The sequence below is a fragment of the Chitinophaga filiformis genome, assembly GCF_900102545.1.
GTDB classification, from domain to species: Bacteria; Bacteroidota; Bacteroidia; order Chitinophagales; family Chitinophagaceae; genus Chitinophaga; species Chitinophaga filiformis.
This window is the reverse complement of sequence record NZ_FNBN01000002.1, coordinates 530,739-549,320: the sequence shown is the minus strand read 5'-3', so window position 1 is coordinate 549,320 and position 18,582 is coordinate 530,739. Positions and strand designations below refer to the sequence as shown.

Annotated in this window: 13 protein-coding genes; 5 read left to right on the top strand and 8 right to left on the bottom strand. The window is 44.2% G+C overall.

The features are described from left to right. Nucleotides 1-259: 259 nt before the first annotated feature. Both BLR32_RS08665 and BLR32_RS08660 read left to right on the top strand, forming a co-directional pair. Nucleotides 260-2,026 (top strand): ABC transporter ATP-binding protein, encoded by a 1,767-nt coding sequence (locus BLR32_RS08665; protein WP_089830666.1) that lies wholly within the window; start codon nucleotides 260-262, stop codon nucleotides 2,024-2,026. Between the two features lie 168 nt (nucleotides 2,027-2,194). Beyond that, nucleotides 2,195-2,488, top strand: coding sequence for a helix-hairpin-helix domain-containing protein (locus BLR32_RS08660; protein ID WP_089830664.1), 294 nt, complete (start codon nucleotides 2,195-2,197; stop codon nucleotides 2,486-2,488). A 5-nt stretch (nucleotides 2,489-2,493) separates the two neighbouring features. Here BLR32_RS08660 and BLR32_RS08655 read toward each other — a convergent pair whose 3' ends face one another. Next, nucleotides 2,494-3,642: a DUF2911 domain-containing protein gene (locus BLR32_RS08655; RefSeq protein ID WP_089830662.1), complete on the bottom strand. Its 1,149-nt coding sequence runs from the start codon at nucleotides 3,640-3,642 to the stop codon at nucleotides 2,494-2,496. A gap of 432 nt (nucleotides 3,643-4,074) precedes the next feature. On the opposite strand from BLR32_RS08655, the gene BLR32_RS08650 reads away from it, so the two are divergent. After that, nucleotides 4,075-6,402: an nSTAND3 domain-containing NTPase gene (locus BLR32_RS08650; protein ID WP_089830661.1), complete on the top strand. Its 2,328-nt coding sequence runs from the start codon at nucleotides 4,075-4,077 to the stop codon at nucleotides 6,400-6,402. A gap of 118 nt (nucleotides 6,403-6,520) precedes the next feature. Here the strand turns inward: BLR32_RS08650 and BLR32_RS08645 are convergent, their stop codons facing one another. Beyond that, a complete protein-coding gene (locus BLR32_RS08645) occupies nucleotides 6,521-8,590 on the bottom strand; it encodes a CehA/McbA family metallohydrolase domain-containing protein (RefSeq protein WP_089830659.1) in 2,070 nt (689 codons plus the stop codon). A gap of 56 nt (nucleotides 8,591-8,646) precedes the next feature. Beyond that, nucleotides 8,647-9,717, bottom strand: coding sequence for an alpha/beta hydrolase (locus tag BLR32_RS08640; RefSeq protein ID WP_089830657.1), 1,071 nt, complete (start codon nucleotides 9,715-9,717; stop codon nucleotides 8,647-8,649). Nucleotides 9,718-10,083: 366 nt separating this feature from the next. On the opposite strand from BLR32_RS08640, the gene BLR32_RS08635 reads away from it, so the two are divergent. Continuing rightward, nucleotides 10,084-12,636 (top strand): hypothetical protein, encoded by a 2,553-nt coding sequence (locus BLR32_RS08635; RefSeq protein WP_143011399.1) that lies wholly within the window; start codon nucleotides 10,084-10,086, stop codon nucleotides 12,634-12,636. Between the two features lie 186 nt (nucleotides 12,637-12,822). Next, entirely contained in the window at nucleotides 12,823-13,719 is an 897-nt protein-coding gene (locus tag BLR32_RS08630; protein ID WP_089830652.1) for an NAD(P)-dependent oxidoreductase, read from the top strand. Between the two features lie 30 nt (nucleotides 13,720-13,749). Here BLR32_RS08630 and BLR32_RS08625 read toward each other — a convergent pair whose 3' ends face one another. The 5 genes from BLR32_RS08625 to BLR32_RS08600 form a co-directional block, all read right to left on the bottom strand. Then, nucleotides 13,750-14,130 carry a winged helix-turn-helix transcriptional regulator gene (locus tag BLR32_RS08625; RefSeq protein ID WP_089830650.1) on the bottom strand — a complete coding sequence of 127 codons (381 nt, stop codon included), beginning with the start codon at nucleotides 14,128-14,130 and terminating at the stop codon, nucleotides 13,750-13,752. Nucleotides 14,131-14,757: 627 nt separating this feature from the next. Then, nucleotides 14,758-15,336, bottom strand: coding sequence for a thioredoxin family protein (locus BLR32_RS08615; protein ID WP_089830646.1), 579 nt, complete (start codon nucleotides 15,334-15,336; stop codon nucleotides 14,758-14,760). A 213-nt stretch (nucleotides 15,337-15,549) separates the two neighbouring features. Next, entirely contained in the window at nucleotides 15,550-16,461 is a 912-nt protein-coding gene (locus tag BLR32_RS08610; protein WP_089830644.1) for a helix-turn-helix domain-containing protein, read from the bottom strand. Nucleotides 16,462-16,517: 56 nt separating this feature from the next. After that, nucleotides 16,518-17,522, bottom strand: a complete 1,005-nt coding sequence (locus tag BLR32_RS08605; RefSeq protein ID WP_089830642.1) for an aldo/keto reductase — start codon at nucleotides 17,520-17,522, stop codon at nucleotides 16,518-16,520. A 169-nt stretch (nucleotides 17,523-17,691) separates the two neighbouring features. Continuing rightward, complete coding sequence (locus BLR32_RS08600; RefSeq protein WP_089830640.1) at nucleotides 17,692-18,471, bottom strand: SDR family oxidoreductase; 780 nt, start codon at nucleotides 18,469-18,471, stop codon at nucleotides 17,692-17,694. Nucleotides 18,472-18,582 lie beyond the last annotated feature (111 nt).

The following is an 18,582-nucleotide window of genomic DNA, read 5'->3' as shown; positions in this document are numbered from 1 at the left end:
CAGGATGCCATTCCTTCCTATGAAACCTTTCTTGAGGTTGGGAATTTTCCCTACCTGCAATCCATTTCAAATATTTTTCCGACCTTTGCGATTCCAACATAAAATACCAACAATGAAAGGCAGGTTCCTAATGACCTTCACACACTAAGCAGTAGCATTTTCCCACAACATTGACTGTGTGGCCCGCTCTGACCTGATATTGTTCCTGGAATTTCCCCGGGACGAATCCGATTTTATTTACTTTTTTATTAGTCAGCAAATGTCCAATCCATATATCGCACTGTTGCGAACAGCATATCATTATGCCCGTCAGGAACGAAAAAGATACATACTTGTATATACGTTATTCATTCTCGCGAATATCATCTACTCCCTGAACCCCATTCTTTTCGGATGGTTTATTGGAAAGATCCAGCAGGATACCCAGCGGGTTTTCCATTACGCTTTTCTATACGCGCTTACCTATTTCGGACTGAAATTCGTGGAATGGTGCTTCCATGGACCAGCGCGTGTCATGGAGCGTCAGCTGGCCTTTAATCTCAGCCGTAACTTTCTGATGGAACGCTATCACCAGGCACTGCATCTGCCAATAAAATGGCACCAGGACCATCACAGTGGTTCCACTATCAACCGTATCCGTAAGGCGTTCGAGGCCCTGAAGGAATTTTTTGACAAAGGCTTCATGTATATTCATGCTATTGCCAAATTGGTGTTTTCGGTGGTTGCCATGCTGTATTTTTCTCCGGTATTCGGCGGTATCGGTATCCTGCTCGGCTTCATCACTATCTGGGTGATCATGAAATTCGATAAGCCTTTCATCAAAACACTCGACGAGGTAAATGAGAAGGAGCACGTGGTTTCTTCCACACTGTTCGACAGCTTGTCGAACATCATGACCGTGATCACGCTCCGCCTGGAAAAAAGCATGGAGAGTGGATTGCTGAGTAAAGTGCAACTGATTGCACGGCCGTTCAGAAAAAATGCAGTGATCAATGAATGGAAGTGGTTTGCTGCCGATATGTTAGTGACCCTCATTTATGTGACCATTGCCGCAGGGTATGTATACCAGCATTGGGAAGCCGGTAAGGTGTTTCCTGTAGCGGGATTGATTACGTTGCTGGGTTTTGTGACACAGTTTACTACCGTATTCCATGACGTGGCCTGGCAATACACTGAGATCGTGCAGTTCAACACCCATGTAGAAACGGCCCGTAATATCGAGAAGGCTTATAAGGAACAGCACCGCCCGGATCAGCTGACCGATTTGCCGGATAACTGGCAAACTATTGAGATCAGGAACCTCAGTTTCTCGCACCGTAACCAATATGACAGCGAACATGCTCCGCAAAGCCTGCATAATCTGCACCTTACCATTGGCCGGGGGAAAAAGATTGCCCTGATCGGAGAAAGCGGCAGCGGTAAAAGTACTTTGCTGTCTTTGCTGAGAGGACTGTTTACTCCCGAACCAGACATGCAGTTGGAGGTGGACGGGAAGCCCTTTGGATTGGCCACCATTAATGAAACCGTAACCCTATTTCCCCAGGAACCGGAGATCTTTGAGAATACCATTGCTTATAATATCACCCTTGGTCTCCCTTTTACAGATGAGGAAATAATGGGAGTCAGCGAAAGCGCCCATTTCACCGATGTGATCCATCATCTCCCTAAAGGACTGGAATCGGATATACGGGAAAAAGGTGTAAACCTCTCCGGAGGACAGAAACAACGATTGGCACTGGCGCGTGGTATTCTGGCCGCCCGTGAAAGTGAAGTGGTATTGCTGGATGAACCTACCAGTAGTGTTGATCCGAAAACAGAAGCAATGATCTACCAGAAGATGTTTGCTGCTTTCAAAGACAAGGCACTCATTTCTTCCATGCACCGCCTGCACCTGCTGTACCAGTTCGACTATATTTATGTGCTTAGACAGGGAAAGATTGTGGCAGAGGGAACGTTTGAATACCTGCGTGAGCACAGTGCTATTTTCCAGGAGCTGTGGAAACATCAGAAGGATACAACCAAGTAAGGTTTAACTCCCGGAGTTCCTGGGGCGACAGATTTGTCGTCCCAGGTACCTGCCGGGGAACATCTCACCCGTAATGGCCAATAGCCAACACAACGATGTGAGCGTACTGGTTATAGTGAATCTGATTTTCAAATCAGATACCTTTGAGCTAAATAATGCTAACGTTAAATGACAAAGCAGGAAGCAATAAAAGACCTCATTCAGATTCCCGGCGTTGGAAAGTCGCTGGCTACCGACCTTTGGAATATTGGTATTACAAGAGTTTCCGACCTGAAAGGAAAAGATCCGGAATTGCTTTATGACCTTTCAAATCGCTTTGCAGGGGTCGTGCAGGACCCTTGTGTATTATATGTTTTCAGGTGTGCGGTATATTATGCCGACACACCCAAAGAACAACATGAAATTGAAAAACTGAAATGGTGGAATTGGAAGGATAAGTTGCCGAAGGCGAAGGGTAAGTAAGGCATTCAGCGCTTTACTATCCTGAACGGTGCAAATGCTTCTGTCTGGTCCCAGGTAAATTTTATCACTCCTCCGTCATTCAATACTTCTATATCAATTGTGAACTGGTCGGTTTGTTGCCTGGGAATCCTCCATTTCATCGGGATCAGTGCAAGGTCTTTTGACCTGTTTGGATCGGTCGGCCATTGTTGAAGATCAGTATTGAATATCAATGTCCAGGCGCCCTTCCTCGGAATGCTGTATATACTATACTTGCCTTTGGGCACAATAGTTTGTCCGAATTGAATGTCAAACGGCAGGTCTATTTCCGTAGGATCATTGGCGCCTGTCCGCCAGATTGAATCATAGGGAACAATGCCTCCAAATATTACTCTGCCACGCTTGAAAGGCCGGCCATAACGTAATCTGATAGTATCTTTCCCAAAAGAAAAATGCACTTGCGCCTGTGGTGAAGGTATCCCAATCTTATGTGTCTTTGACATTCTTTTTGCCGCTTCATCAACATCTATGGGAGCATGTTTGCTTACAATATAGTTCCATGGAGTGCCAATGCCGTCATACGACATGATCCTTCCTTCATTGGTAGCTTTTATTTTTGCATATTCAAGGAAAGGACCGCCAAATATCAGCGTATCATTGTTCCCTTTTGTAAGGGATACATCCCTTGTTCCTATATAATCGTTCACCAGGGTTATGGGAAGATTTTGCTTGCCAGAATGCATTAGCCTCATACAATTCCATTCGACAAGTGATAAGGTGGGCGTCCATCCACCGATAAAGTCTATATGTCTGACGGCTCGTTTGTTGACATATTCACTTTCAAGGCCGGCCCATCCTGCAAACCATGTACAGGTATCGTTTTCGCAGATCATACCTTCAGTACCTGATGAGGTGACATAACTACTATCCGGCTTCATGTACGACATAGAATAATGTTGAATACTTCCATCAGGATGAAAGTGAAAATTGAAGACGCCGATCCTGTCTTCCGGGTAACGTAGAAAAGCTTTCCCGTACAGGTGGTCGTGCATCATATTATAGGTCTCGACGATAACTGTATCTGTCCCGAGCTTTGCAATGAATGAGGCAGTATAAGGCTGCTGCGCAACTGCTCTCAGGGAAAAGCACATGATAATTATCAGGGGCAACTTCATTGTTCACAGTTTAAGCTAAATGGAGAGAGGAGATCTTTTTTTGCAAAGATAAGGTGGTTATCGGTGAAAAAGCTCTAACTCTTCGTTTTCTTGCAATCAGCTATTATTTAGAGCATGTGGCGTATCGTCACCGGTAGGCGGGTTTCGAAGTGTTCCGTAAGAGTCTATATTTTTCAAAAACATGTGTTATAAATTTTAGTTAAGTGCAACTTTTTAAGTTTATTTGAACCAAAGTCTCAAAAGGGGTGAACTGGTGCTGCACTGTCAGAGTCTTCGACAAAGATAGCCCGCTGGATGTTTATTAGGTCATATTACAGGTCTGTACTTAGAGAAACGATCTCATTGTCCGCAAGGAATAATTATTATGTTTGGAGAGACAATGGCCGGATACAAAGGAGGGATATGCTTGTTGCATATTGAATATTTTATAATATGGTTAACCAATATGATTTTTTAAATCTTTCGTATTCTGAGTTTGAAGAATTAGTGAAAGATTTGCTTAGTATTGAATGGGGAGTTCGACTCGAATCCTTTGCGGAAGGACGCGACAGGGGAATTGACCTGCGCTTGAATGATCCTGATAGTGGAACAACAATTGTTCAGTGTAAAAGATATAGCAAATTTTTGAACCTATATGCCGCACTAAAAAATGAGGTAGCCAAAATCGAGTTCTTAAATCCTCAGCAGTACTATGTAGTGACGAGTGTGGATTTAACAGTAGAGCAAAAGGAAAAGATCTACGCCATCTTTTCTAAGTGGATGACATCAGAGACCAATATTCTTGGTCAAAGAGAGCTCAATGCCTTGTTAAGAAAATATCCGCAGGCAGAACGTAACCATTTTAAACTCTGGTTGCACAGTACGCACGTATTGGAAGCAGTAGTGAAAAGTAAGGTTGTTAATCAGTCCAGATTCGAATTGCAACAAATAAAAGACCTGCTGAAAGTATATGTTGCCAATGATGGTTTCGGCGCCGCCAGTGAAATTCTTTCCACAAACCGATATGTTATTATTTCCGGCATTCCAGGCATTGGCAAAACCACACTTGCCCGTATATTATCTTATTATTACCTGGCGCATAACGAATATGAAGAATTTGTGTATATATCTGAGTCTATTGACGAAGCGTTTGAGTTGTTGAAAGAGGGAGTGAAACAAGTGTTTTTATATGATGACTTTTTAGGGCAGAGTATAGAAGAGCTAAGGCTAGAGCGCAATGAGGATAAGCGGCTGGTAGCATTTATTGAGTTAGTCAGGACAAGTAAAGACAAGATACTAATTTTTACTACAAGGGAATATATTTTAAAAGACACTCAGTTACGTTATGAATTGCTGGACAGCCCTGCGATCAACCTGTCCAAATGTATTCTGGGCCTTCGCTATTACACATTTCAGATCAAAGCCAGGATTTTGCATAATCATCTGTGTTTTTCGAATTTGTCGGAAGAATATGTTCGGGAGTTTGGTAAACCGGAGATTTATCAACAAATCATTTATCATAAAAACTATAGCCCCAGGCTACTATCTTTATATCTACATACTCCACCCCAAAAAAGCACTACACCTGGGGAGTTTGCGCAAGAGCTGCTGAATATGTTGGAACACCCGGCTGGGCTATGGGAGCTACCCTTCCAACGACATATCAAGCCGTTTTCTAGATTTTTGTTGCTGGTTTTTCTTACCCTGGGGAATAGTATTTATCTTGAAGAATTAAGCGAAGCTATGCAGGCATTCTGCAATTTGCATGAGAAAAAATATAAATTACAATTTTCGCAGCGAGCATTCAAAGATGCTATCAAAGAATTAGAAGGCAGTTTTATCCGTACTTATGTTCATTACGGTTGGATAAGAGTTAGATTGCAAAATGGGGGAGTACAGGATTTCTTGCTTGATCATTTTCGCCATGAAACTGAGTACCTGGCGGATATTATCAAGGCGGCTGTATTTTTCAATCAGCTTTTTTTTGTTTTTCGGACGATTACCAACAAGGCCGTGTATGGGGAAGCGCAGAGAATTACTTACCCTATTGTATGTACGAGAGAGCTCGATTTAATTCGGGTACAACGGCTTGAGAAGGATTTTGATAACTTGAAAACCAGTTGGCATCCGGGATATCCCCTTCTATTCCAGTTAGACAAACTGGATGAAGATACTTTGATTAATTTTTATAGGTTAAACACTATCAACAATGAATTTACTGCCGAACATCCATTAAGAGGAGTGATCGAAGAATTATTATTTGAGCGGTTTCCGACATGTGAACCCCTTACCATAATGCAACAGGTAAAATATAGAACGGCTTATATGAATTTGGTTGCCCGGTTGAATTACCGTCTGAAATTAGACGGGACCAATTTTGTTAATGATTATTTTTTAGCTGTTGACAATCTTGGCGACGTTATTTGGAACTATTGGATTGTGCACCGTACCTTCTCTCGGGAAGTACAAATCTTTGTGTCAAAAGACCAATATTTTAGACAACGTATCTGTTCATATCTACAAATCGAAGTTTACCTGTTGCCGTATCGATCGTTTCATGCGTTTTTACGCATATTGAAGCATTGGAACGATATAGCTCCTTTTCCCAATCTAGATTGGAAAAAACTGACTGAAGCCTATAATAAAAAACGGAGAGAAACAGGCTATAGCAAAATAGATAAAATTGAAGATGTACATCATTTAGACAATGAACGGTCAATGTTTGAGCCAGAGGACATAAGCCATCTATTTCAAAGTCTCAGACAATTTGAAAGGATGTAACATACGTAGCAGCGCATCTGGCGAGCTTATATATTTAGAACCCACATATTGGTGTAAGCATGATGGATGACGGTATCATATATTATTCCGCAGATGTTCTGGTTATAACGATAAGACATCACAATAACCAAAACGTCTGACTAAACGCTCCATTGACCGCAACATCCCAGGCCTCTACACGAACCCATTTTCTACCGCTTAGCTTAGCAGGAAACCGGAAACTTTTTTCACCAAATGCATTGGTATTAGTCAGCGGTATTCTTTCGCGGTATACTTGTTTACCATCCCCTGAAATGATCTCAACAAAATTCATTGGAAAAGTCCATTGAAGCTTCAGGTCGATAGTAGCCATGCCATTGGCCGGCAAACGCAGGCTATCGCCTGAAATATGGCCGTTGATCTTCAGCAAAGGCATTAATACTTCTCCTGTGCTACAGAAGAATCGTCCGTGTTGCATCGCGTCGAGAACGGGACGCCAGCTGTCTTTGTAAGCGGGAAGTTTATCGAGCATGAGATAGTTGACGTTCATGTGCGCATACATCTCGTTATGCTGTGTAATGGTGAACAGGTCAGCTTCAGAGACGATAGTCTTTTTCGTACCCCAGTTGTTCATGTCATCCATGAGATCAAGTACCCTTTTACCGAGACGAGGCTGGGAAAGGTCTGCCGGCATAGCTTTCCAGGCGGCTCCCATAAAGCGATCGGATAGAAAGAAGGCTTCGTGCCTGTAGCTGTCTGGAGTACTAACTGAGCCTTTAGTCCGCGGATGTGCTGTCCATGCAAGTCCCCGTTCGTCTTCAAGTAATTTCAGCATATCCTCCTTGTTACCGATATGATACACTTTTCCATAGCCCGGTTTTTCTTCTGCATAGGCTTGGCCGGGTTTACGGGACATTACCCAGTACACTGGACGTGGGAAGACATCCAGCCAGTGACCGCCGAAAAATTCATTCGGCTCTTCGCCAGGCAGCAATAGGAATTTGTTGTCTGACTGCTTTTCACATAAATCAAACAGGGCCTTTAGCTGCGGCAGGCGTTTTTCATCTGGTCCGCGGGGATCGGCGGTGTAGTGGAATTCTGCGAGATGTACAATGTTTACCCCCAGGTCTTTGAACACTTTTACGAACTCAGGATGTTGAGGTACTGTTTGTCCCGCCATCATGACCTTCATGACAAACTCATTATGGAAGTGACTGGACATTGTCTTGAACCCGGGTAATTCGGCATAGCGGTCATTATGCGTAAAGGCTTTCAAGGCAGTAAATGCTGCCGCATCCTTATCCTTACTAAGCAGGCAAAAGAAATTAAGGCGCTGTTTGGTACCGGGAGGTGCATTGAACCATGGCACAAAGCGCTTGTCTCCTTCCAGTTCCTGACGGATGCCTATACCGTAGCCTTTGACCATCTGCCGGTATTGACTGCCATACCAGGTGAAATTAAGGTTGAATGCTTCATCGAGCGGATAGAAATACTGATGTGGAGGAGGAAAGACCACCATAGTGCCCTGTTTCCCGGATGCTGCAATCGCCCGGTATTTTACAGCACGATTACGTGCAGTATCGCTGGCAATAACCGGTGCCTGCAGCAGGCTGTCTCCCGTGTTCATCCATGCAATATGCTGCCAGTCTGTCTTTGTACTTACCATGCCAGCGTCAAACACGATAGCCTTGGCTTGTTCCGCTGTGCTGATTACAGCGGCAATATTGAACAGCGGACTTCCATTATAAAACGTGACTTCCAGCACGCCGGAAAATGTTTCTCCGGAAATAGGGCCTATACTGGCTATCGTGCGGCTACCTTCGGTCCTCACAGACACGGATGTTTTCTTAAGTGTCAGCGGATAGCTTTGATGTGGCTTGTTAGGGACCTTATCAAAGAATATATTCCAGCCATTCTGTGAAACCAGATCCCTTTGGCCGACGCTCATTAGAAATGAAGGATCTATTCCTGCAGCAATCTGTTGCTGGCCGAGAGAGATGGTTTTAAAGAGCGGTTGGGAGGGAGAGCAGTCAAACACTACCCGGCCTGTAAGCGAATTACCTGCTGGCCAGTTGATTTCCAGCAATTGTCCCTGCTGAGTAACTAGGGCACCGTTTGTCTTTTTATAGTCTGTCATGTCAACTTTTACCTGAGCAAAGGCAAAAACGATCATGAATAAAGTAATTGTGGTTAATGTGAGGAATTTCATGCCGTGGAATTAAATGAAAAATAAAACACTGAAAGAGGATTTGCAAATGTTATTCCTCATTTCTTTTTGCGCTGTTCAAATGATAAGTTCTCAGAGAAGAATCCCAACATTTTCTTTTCGATCCTTTCGGCAACGCGGTTAATGTGATCGCCCTCATAAATTTCAAAGGAATGTTTGATGCCATATTTGTTGAACTCACTATCCAGTGTTTTTATGCTCTCTGCAATAGCTACGTCCCTCGTACCGGCATCAAAACCAATGGCGGTTAGTTTTTTAATATTGAAGATGTATTGATCCAGATTGTTTAAAGGTCTATTGGCATCCCATTTTTGTAAAACAACAGGCTGCAGTTTTCCATTCTTTACAGGAAGATCAAGATAAAATGGTGGATTGCTGGGGTTAGGCGACCAGGCAGCTGCTGAAGCCAGAATGGCTTTTGTAAAGAAATCAGCTTTTTGTATTTCTTCTTTTGTTTTAATACTATCTGCGCGCAGGAAATTCGGTGGCAAGGACTCGATGGACATTGGAGACGAATTCAGGCAGCAGGGGCTTAACAGGTACACTGTTGAAAACACATCGGGATTCTTTTCCCCAATCCGTAATGCGCCATAACCACCCATAGAATGTCCACACAGGCCGCGGCTCTCTTTTTGAGCGATGGTGCGATAATGACTGTCGATGTATGCTACCAGTTCTTTTGCAACAAAATCTTCCCAGTTGCCCGTCGTGATGGAATTGGAATACATGCTTCCCTGGAAGAGTGTGTAAGCATCCGGTGTAACTACAATCATTTCATGGTTCGCATCACTGGAAAAAACAGTATCTAAAATGGGGGGCAATACCATCCAGTGTTTTTTAAATCCATAAAACTTCGCATCGTCGTCGGTATAGCCGTGAAGGAAGTAAACAACGGGATAACGCTTTGTTGAACTGGCCTGATAGCTGGCAGGGAGGTACACTGATACATAGCGATCGGGACTGTCGCCACTGAGATTTCCTTCCAGCAACTTGCTGTGAATCTTTAACCGTTTGACAGTGCCTTTGGGAATTTGTTTCTGCTGGCCACATGCGCCTCCTGATAACACCAGTAATGCAAATACGAAAACAGCCGTGAAATGTCTTTTCATAACAGTAATTTTAAAAAACACCGGATTAAGATAAGCGAAAAGACTGATAGGAAGAAATGCAATAATGGAGTATGCCCCTCCGGGCCCCCCAGGTGGATCATTGCCCCGGTGGCTTGCTGGTACGTGCCGTTAATTAAGGTTTTGATTAGTCAATGCTGCACAAAGATGGCTGTTATGGCTTTTTAGCTATTGCCTTTTTTATCCGGGTAGCTTAAGCTCATTTTCCTTTTGTGCTTTAGATAAATTTTGCTAATATTAATACACAAATAAGCTTAACCCGTGGCCCTTACCAGATCACAGATTCCCAGAAGCAACAATAATGCCTCAGCATCCACAGCTGATCACACTTCTAAAGGAGGATTGGCAATGCCTGCTGTAATTGTGCTGCAGCAGAAGGGAGAGCCAAATTTGCCTGAACCATTTTACAATGAAAAATCGTCTTTGGGCGACTATCCAACTTCAAAAAAAACAGGTAGTCAAACGAATATTCAGCGCTTTAGCCTTAATAATAACAATTCCGGCAACGATCATTCAGCACAACGTGCTGTAAAGCCGTTTCAGCTACAATCCATGGCGCTGAATAAACCGGCGGTTGCTGATAGAACTGCGCCATTTTGGACTAAGATACCTGTCCAGAAGAGGAACACGACAGGCTTTAACGCGGGTGGTATTCCGGTGATCCAACTAGCGGCGCTGGCTGCAGACAAACTTAATGTTGTGGGAGAAGATCATGCAGAAAGTAAACCCAGATGGCCGAATGAGGCCAGTTTGTCCCTCGCAAAGACAAAGTCCGTCAATTTCTGGTTAGAGAGCATGTTTAAATTAGATTGGTCCGGCGTGCATCAGAAAGATGAGGATAAAAACGACCAGGGCGCTGACCCGACCTTGGAGCGGGTTCGCTACATAATGGCCGATTTCAGTATAAAGTTAGAGTCAGCCTTCAGCAATCTGGAAATGCTCATACCGGGAGTGATGGATGATTCCGCGACTTCCTTAACGGCATTAAATGAACCGGACGATTTATCCCTCGGGGAACAGCAGCAATCCGGTGTTGGACATAGTGTTGAACCGGATGGTGCGTCTCTGCCGGGAGAGCTGCCGCCAATTGTGGAGGATAATACTGAACTGGATAATATCGATCTTGACGCAGAGTTTAGGAAGGAATTATTAAAGGCCATGGTGGCGTTAGCGAAAAGCACCAGGGCCCTGTATACACAGGTAGAGATTGCCGTAACAGAAGAATTCTCTAAACACCTGCATTATCTGAAGCGTGAGGATTGGCCTGACACGAAGATTGGTCCGGTACTAAGGCTGCTTAAGGCTGCCGAAGAATTGCGGGACATGGCAGCAGCTGCGAAAATTGTTGCCCCCGAAGCATTGCTCAAACCATTGATGGCTATTGCCCATAAAGGAAAGGAATTACATGATCTCTGTCAGGGCGCATTATGGATTCGTCCGGGGGATAACAGCATAATAGATTCACCAGGTAAAGCATTGGGCGATGCTAGTGAGCGGCGATCTTTGGGTATGCATATGGCGGCAAACAACAATCATGCAGTAACAGGAGTATGGAAGATCGGTGAGCAGCATGTGCAGGATATCCTGGGTTTCTCGCGTGCGCATACCATCGGCCCTATTAACTACAACCTGTTGAGCCGGGGCGAATTCCAGGAAATCTATGATGCGCATTATCCTGCCAGTACAACTGTTAGTCAGCAAAAACGTGAGGTGAAACAGTTTGTTGCGGTTGATGATCATGCAAAACAGGAGAGTGCTCTACAAGCAGGGCAAGTCAGGCAGTCAGCCGTTGTTCAACGTATGTATGAGGATGCAGAAGGTGAAATCGATTTGATTTTATGCATGGTACTCAAAACGTTCGATAATGAAGCGCGTGCGCTGGAGATATCTAAGTTGACTGAACTGGATAAAGTAACAGAAGAAGAAATTGATTCGGTGCTCACAGTGCTCCGCTCGGGGCATCAGGAGACGATAGCCACTCTGAAGGCTGCGCTGGACGAAGGCAACGACAAATTTGCCCAGGCCTTGTTAGCCTTGATAGCTAACCCACCGGAAGAAGTGAATGAAGATTTGTCAACGACAGCATTGGTAGATACCAGTGCGGATGATTTTGAAGCATTGATTCGCGAAGCACTGGCAATTCATGTACCGAATGTTGGACGAATGATAGATGAAGCACAGGAGCGGGCACGCCATTCCGGTAAGAAGCTATTGGTGATAGTTGGAGAAGGACACGAAGACCCTTATAGCCGGGTAATGGTAACTATTCTGGTAGGAGCCCTGCAACGTTTAAAGGCCAGCCGTTTTTATATTGAATTGACGCCCGACCAGGTGAGGGATTATGTAGAACCCCATCGAAACGTGGAACCTGTGGGTAATGATACGGGAAGCGTGGCCCATCAGCAGCATTTTTTCCATCACCTGTATCAACAGGGAGCAAGGGTCACCGGCGTTGACATTTATAAAAAGACGGCAATGTCTGGTGTAACTAACCCTAAAACGTTGGAATCAATATCAGAAGTAGAGCGTGCTGAAAAGCAGGCAGCCTATTCAGAGGAAAATGTTAAAAGAAGAAATGTGGGTATTGCCCAAACAGTAACATCTTATAACGAATCTGGTGTTATGTTGGTTGGGGTAAGTCATCTGGCTGGTCTTGCCGCCGATGAAACTATACGATCGGCTTATGAAGTTGTGACAATTTCGACAATGCTTAAGAACGAAGCAAAGGGCCATAATGAGATGGTCTATGGACGTATGCTGAATGCAACAGCTGGATTGTTCGGGATGGAAAACCTGTATGAAGGGTATAGACCTGATGTGTCAGGTGAACGAGGCCAGGTAAAGGCTAAAGATGCTTTTGCTATTGCCAAGCAGATGGTGATTGAGGTGAATCAGCAATAGTTCAGGGTTGCATATAGTTTGGTTAAATGCCGATCAGATGATAGCGGTAATAACTGAAGGTCTCACCACGTTTTCGTTCGTATGGTAGTTTCCTTAGGGATAAATTTTTCACCCACCTGAATCTTTTTTCCCGTATTGCCTACCGCTCCTGTCCTGGCTAATTTGCGGCATATAAAAACCATTCAAATGACAGGAATAACAAACAGTAAGGATACGAGGGTAACCATGATCGGACTCGGCTCTATGGGCACTGCAATCGCCCGTGCATTGATCACGAAAGGATATAAGGTAACTGTATGGAACCGCGATGCTTCAAAGGCAGCGTCGCTTGTGACGCAAGGCGCAGTGGTAGCCTCAGACATTGTGGAAGCAATAACTGCCAGTCCCTTGCTTGTGGTTTGCGTATCGGACTATAAAGTCACGAATAAGATTTTCAATACGCCAGGAGCTGCCGCTGCACTGAAAGATCGGACGCTTGTACAATTGAGTACGGGCACACCAAAAGAAGCACGTGAGTTACATACATGGGCAGCACTACAAGGTGCCGTTGCGTTAAACGGCGATATTCTGGCCTGGCCAAGGCAGATCGGTGGCGGCGAGGCTACTATCATGATATCAGGACAGGGAGCAGCTTTTCAGCAACACGAAACAACGTTGCGGGCCCTGGCAGGTACGTTTAGCTATCTGGGAGAGGAGCCGGGTGCTTCGGCGGTATTCTTCTCTGCGGTGATGGCTTATCTTGCCGGCAACTGGATCGGCTTTTGCCATGGTGCATTGATATGCGAAAAGGAAGGCATACCCGTGGATACATTTGGTACCCTGATAGCTAACATCTCACCTATACTCGCTACAGAATCACGTCACATGGGAGAAGTGATACAATATAATCGTTTTGCCGATCCCGAGAGTACAGTCAAAACAACAACCGAAGATCTTCATTTGCTGGTGCAGCATTCAGAAGAAGCTGGCATCAGTACGGAATTACCAAAGTTTGCCGCCGATATTTTTCAGCGTACAGTAGACGCCGGCTATGGAGGCGAAGAACATGCTGCTATTATTAAAGTGCTGCGGAACACAATCTAATGATATCTTACCGGCCCTTCCGCATAGTTTCTATTGCGGAAGGAACCGGCAGGTTCCGGGTTGATAAATTTCAATATTGCGGTGGATAAACTCCTTGTGCGTATTGCCCCATGTTTCCAGGGTCGCAAGTACCGGCAACAGGCTTTTACCAACCTCAGTAAACCGGTATTCCACCCGGGCAGGGCTTTCCGCATACACCTCCTTGTAAAGAATACCATACTCCTCCAGTTCTTTTAAATGCATGTTGATGATCCTGGGCGCTACCTCCTGCATTTCACGATGAATGGCGCTAGGACGTGCAACACCACGGTTGATACAGTCTAATATCCAGGCTTTCCATTTGCCGCCAATTACTTTCAAGGCCACGGCTAAACCGCAATCAAGCAACTCGGGTATTTTCCTTTCGTACATGAGAAAAATTTGCTCAAAGGTAAAACATGTGGGCGAAGAGGTGGCAGGGAAAAATTTTTCCCTGTGGGCTGACCCTCAGTTGGAGTTGAAAGAATGTGAATCGGTTTGTAATACCAATGTTGCTTGAGTTTTGGAATACTGATTAAATATATTATTTTCAATCTGTGCTCCCAAAGAAGACTGCCCGCATTAGTAATCCCAATAATGAAATATAATTGCAATTTGTTATGACATCGCCAATAAGATTTAAGGCTCCCTTTAAAAATGAAACAATTGCCCCATTCCTGGTTATGTATACTACTGACGACTCTTTTAATGTTATTCATTCCGGAAAAAGGAGTAGGTCAGGGACCGCAAAGCTTCATCGTAACGGATCTTCCAACCAAAGTCTACGAGAACGGACGTGACCTAATGAAGGCTGATGTATGCCCCATGAAATTAGCTGTCTTTTTAATATCCATGGTATTCAGCACTTGTTTCCCGCTGGGATAGCATTTAGAGTTGAAATAGACGTATTTTAATTAAGGTATCAGAGGGCTTTTATTATTCTTTAATAGCTTCGGCATATTGCTATTTCAGGTGTTTGTGCTGGCGACGGATTACAAGCGTTCAACCACTGAATATCTGTCACTTCATATGTGTAAACACAGGCGTCAGGGCTTCCAGCAGCTCATGCTGAAGACTTCTACCCTTATCATCATTATACCATTTCTGTAGCAGCAGCTTTATCTCTTCCATATCCCGTTTATCTCCTTTCATCTGTTCGAAAAGCTCCTGGTTTTCCTGTGGTCTTGGCCCCCAAACCACCAGGTCCTGTTCCTCACTGTTGCGTATTATCAGTTTTGGAATAGACTTGGATCTGCTCGCACCGGTCAGATAACTGTCGATGAGATAAGGGGCGCTATCACGTAGCTGTATATCCAGGGTAATAAGCGGATTAATCTGGCTGAGTTTATGAATGAAAGGTAAGATATGCGCAGCATCCCCACACCATGGTTCTGTGATCAGTATCCAGTGCAGTGGCTGTTTTACCTGCATCACAAGACTGATAAGATCAGCATTCATCTCACCGGTTTTTAACCAGCGTTGCTGGCGGGTCCAGTTCAGTTTTGTGTAATTCATATACGCCGGATTATCATACGGCGCATCGGTGTGCTCTCCATTCAAAATGGATTGAAAATACTGTTCGTAAGTTGCAAAGTCCATTTTTTGCTGTTTACGTTGTTACTTGGTGTTGACACAAAGATCGCTCAAACTGCCACGTCTAACAGGTAAGTTCAGTGGAATTTCGTGTATATTTTAAGGTTGCAGACCCGGAAGCATTCCCTGATATATTGTTATCCTTTCGTGGTTGAGAAACAATCTCCCCAAATCTAAAACATATTTCCGAGTACGTGCGGGATATTTTGAGGCCATCTGTCAGGAGAAAGACTGGCGGTACTGTAAAGGAGATTGGTTCGTTTTGCTTTTGAAAAGTTTATTGAACGACTGTGGGTGTTCGAAGCCGATCTGATAGGCAATTTCGGCTACGCTTTTATTGGTTGTACTTAGCAGTTCTTTTGCCTTGTCAATTATTTTGTTATGAATGTGTTGCTGGGTATTCATGCCGGTATGGTAACGGAGCATATCGCCCAGGTAGCTGGCACTGACATTGAGTTGCCGGGCGAGGTATTGAACATTAGGGAGTCCTGATTTCACTATCTCTCCGCTTTCAAAGTAGTCGTTTAACAGGGTTTCCAATTGGACTAATAAAGTGTTGTTTGCAGTTTTCCGCGTTATGAACTGACGGTTGTAGAAGCGATTGCTGTAGCTGAGTAGTAATTCTATGTGTGACAGCACTACATCCTGCGTGTGTATGTCTGTTAGTGAGTTAATTTCATGACATAGATTTTCATAGATGCCTTCTACGATTTCTTCTTCACGTTCTGATAAATGCAGGGCTTCATTTGTAGCATAGCTAAAAAAGCCATATTCATAAATCTTTGTTCCCAGGCTGTTACCCTGGAGGAAATCAGGATGAATAATAAGAGAATAGCCATCTGGTATCTTTGTACCGATGTTCTCTATGTGCAGTACTTGCTTAGGCGCATAAAATGTCATCACGCCTTCGTCGAAGTCATAGTATTGCTGGCCATATTTTACTTTGCCATCGAAGTTCTTTTTCAGATTAATGGAGTAGATGTCGTACATGACACTTTCCGGCACTCCGCCATCCGGTGCTTTAAAATCGGCATAATTGACCACGCTTACCAGGGGATGTACTGGTTTAGCCAGGTTGTAAAGGGAGTGATATGCTGAAATCGACTTGATATGATATGGCGTATGCTTCATTACGTAAAATTACAAAAATGGCGGGCAGTAAAGATAGTTACTGCCCGCCAATAGTTTTAAAGGTTTACCTGTGTCATTCCCTGTTCATGCATCCTGGCACCTGTTTGGGCATCAATTGGGATGATGCTTTCCAGCAGGCTGATATCTTCGGCAGTCAGCGTGACATTCGTAGCCGCAATATTCTGTTCAATGTATTTTACCCGTTTTGTGCCGGGGATTGGTACATGGCCTTTGGCAATTACCCAGGCAATGGTAAGCTGCGATGCGGTAATCTGTTTTGCTTCAGCGACCTCTTTAATTTTTTCCAGCAGCTCGATATTTTTATAGAATTGTTCTCCCTGGAAGCGCGGCAGGAGACGTCTGAAGTCGGTTTCCGGTATATCTTCCGGTTTTTTAAAGTCGCCTGATATAAAGCCTCGTCCAAGGGGTGAATAAGCTACAAAGCCAATGCCCAGTTCGTTTAATGTATTCAGTATTCCCAGTCGCTCCACTTCTCTCTCGAACAGCGAATATTCGGTCTGTACAGCTGTTATCGGATGAATTGCATGCGCTTTCCGGATAGTATTGGAACCAACCTCTGAAAGTCCGATATATCGTACTTTTCCTTCTTTAACGAGGTCGGCCATTGCACCTACGGTTTCTTCAACGGGCGTGTTAGTATCCAGACGGTGCAGGTAATAGAGATCGATATAGTCGGTATTGAGGTTTTTCAATGAACGCTCAATTGCTTTCTTCACGTAATCTTTGCTGCCATTTATTGTACCGATCCATTGTTCCTGATCATCTATCTCAAATCCAAATTTAGAGGCAATGATATATTTGTCTCTGTTCCCCTGGATAGCTTTGGCAATCAATCGCTCATTCTTTAATGGACCGTAAAGGTCTGCTGTGTCCAGAAAATTGCCTCCCAGCTCGAATGAGCGGTGAATCGTGGCAATGGCCTCTTTCTCGTCAGCCTTTCCGTAGATATCGTTCTGACCTAAGGAGGTCATGCCCATACAACCTAGTCCAATTGTCGGTACAGTAAGTCCCTGGCTACCTAATTTTACTTGCTTTATCATAGTATGTTTGATTTTGCAAGTCAAAATTCGATGAATGGCCAGTTATATTAGTAGTAGAATCGCGGGAAGTTGTAGCTAAATCGGGTGCAGGACCACCTTCACGGTTTCCTGCTTGCCGGAAGCAATGCTGGCGGCAAGGTCAACATGTGGCAATGCGCGGTATTATATTTCATAAAGTATTTTGCAGAAATATTGGCCATGTTATTGTTCCTGTCTTATTTTCCGGTGTCAGGTTGATGCCGGACCTGAAAATATTATGGAAATCGCTTTGAGCAGATAAATCTCTGATGGCGTATTCTTTTCCTGTATATGCAAGATAAGTTGTGGCCAGCTCCCGGACAGTGAAAACCTCCGGACCGCCAATCGTTAAACAGGCCCCTTGAGGTACTTCCCGGATACTGTTCACAATATATGCTGCTGCATCCTGAATATCTATCGGCTGAAAGGACATTTTATCTGGCAGTTCGATAAATGACTCCTGTTCATTCAGTCCCGGTAGCAAAATACGGTGAAGGATGAAGTCATGAAATTGCGTTATCCGGATGATCGTATGCGGAAAACTGGATGCTGCTATTAGTTTTTCGGTAGCTAGTTTATTCTGATAATATGCGTAGGTGCTTTTGTCTACCCCGCAAATCGATATATAAATGATATGAGGTGATCTGTCTGTCGGTATTGCGCTAAGCAAATTTGCGGTACCCTGTATATCCACTTCGGCTGAATTACGGGGATTGCTTGCGCAATGAATAATGACGTCGGCAATGGCTGTTGCTTCATTTAAACCTGTACCCAGTGTCAGATTCCCGACAACTGCTGTAGCTCCCTCTTCCACAGTAGCATTCTCCTTCGATGTTAAAACAATAGGTGTATTGCCTTGCTTAATTAGTTGTTTCACAACCTGTTTTCCAAGTGTGCCTGTGCCTCCGGTTACAAGAATGGTTTGTTTCATAATGCGATTGAATAGTTGCTGCGGAATGATATGATTAAAAGTAGTAGCTCCGTCTTTACCGCACGAGGAGATATGCAATAGCGCATAGGCCGTGCATGATTCCCATTTGGC

What these genes read in the sequence shown, in the direction of transcription:
- BLR32_RS08630 (WP_089830652.1), top strand. Translation starts at nt 12,823, where the DNA reads ATGACAGGAATAACAAACAGTAAGGATACGAGGGTAACCATGATCGGA.
- BLR32_RS08625 (WP_089830650.1), bottom strand. Translation starts at nt 14,130, where the DNA reads ATGTACGAAAGGAAAATACCCGAGTTGCTTGATTGCGGTTTAGCCGTG.
- BLR32_RS08645 (WP_089830659.1), bottom strand. Translation starts at nt 8,590, where the DNA reads ATGAAATTCCTCACATTAACCACAATTACTTTATTCATGATCGTTTTT.
- BLR32_RS08605 (WP_089830642.1), bottom strand. Translation starts at nt 17,522, where the DNA reads ATGATAAAGCAAGTAAAATTAGGTAGCCAGGGACTTACTGTACCGACA.
- BLR32_RS08615 (WP_089830646.1), bottom strand. Translation starts at nt 15,336, where the DNA reads ATGGACTTTGCAACTTACGAACAGTATTTTCAATCCATTTTGAATGGA.
- BLR32_RS08665 (WP_089830666.1), top strand. Translation starts at nt 260, where the DNA reads ATGTCCAATCCATATATCGCACTGTTGCGAACAGCATATCATTATGCC.
- BLR32_RS08600 (WP_089830640.1), bottom strand. Translation starts at nt 18,471, where the DNA reads ATGAAACAAACCATTCTTGTAACCGGAGGCACAGGCACACTTGGAAAA.
- BLR32_RS08610 (WP_089830644.1), bottom strand. Translation starts at nt 16,461, where the DNA reads ATGAAGCATACGCCATATCATATCAAGTCGATTTCAGCATATCACTCC.
- BLR32_RS08660 (WP_089830664.1), top strand. Translation starts at nt 2,195, where the DNA reads ATGACAAAGCAGGAAGCAATAAAAGACCTCATTCAGATTCCCGGCGTT.
- BLR32_RS08650 (WP_089830661.1), top strand. Translation starts at nt 4,075, where the DNA reads ATGGTTAACCAATATGATTTTTTAAATCTTTCGTATTCTGAGTTTGAA.
- BLR32_RS08655 (WP_089830662.1), bottom strand. Translation starts at nt 3,642, where the DNA reads ATGAAGTTGCCCCTGATAATTATCATGTGCTTTTCCCTGAGAGCAGTT.
- BLR32_RS08635 (WP_143011399.1), top strand. Translation starts at nt 10,084, where the DNA reads ATGCCTGCTGTAATTGTGCTGCAGCAGAAGGGAGAGCCAAATTTGCCT.
- BLR32_RS08640 (WP_089830657.1), bottom strand. Translation starts at nt 9,717, where the DNA reads ATGAAAAGACATTTCACGGCTGTTTTCGTATTTGCATTACTGGTGTTA.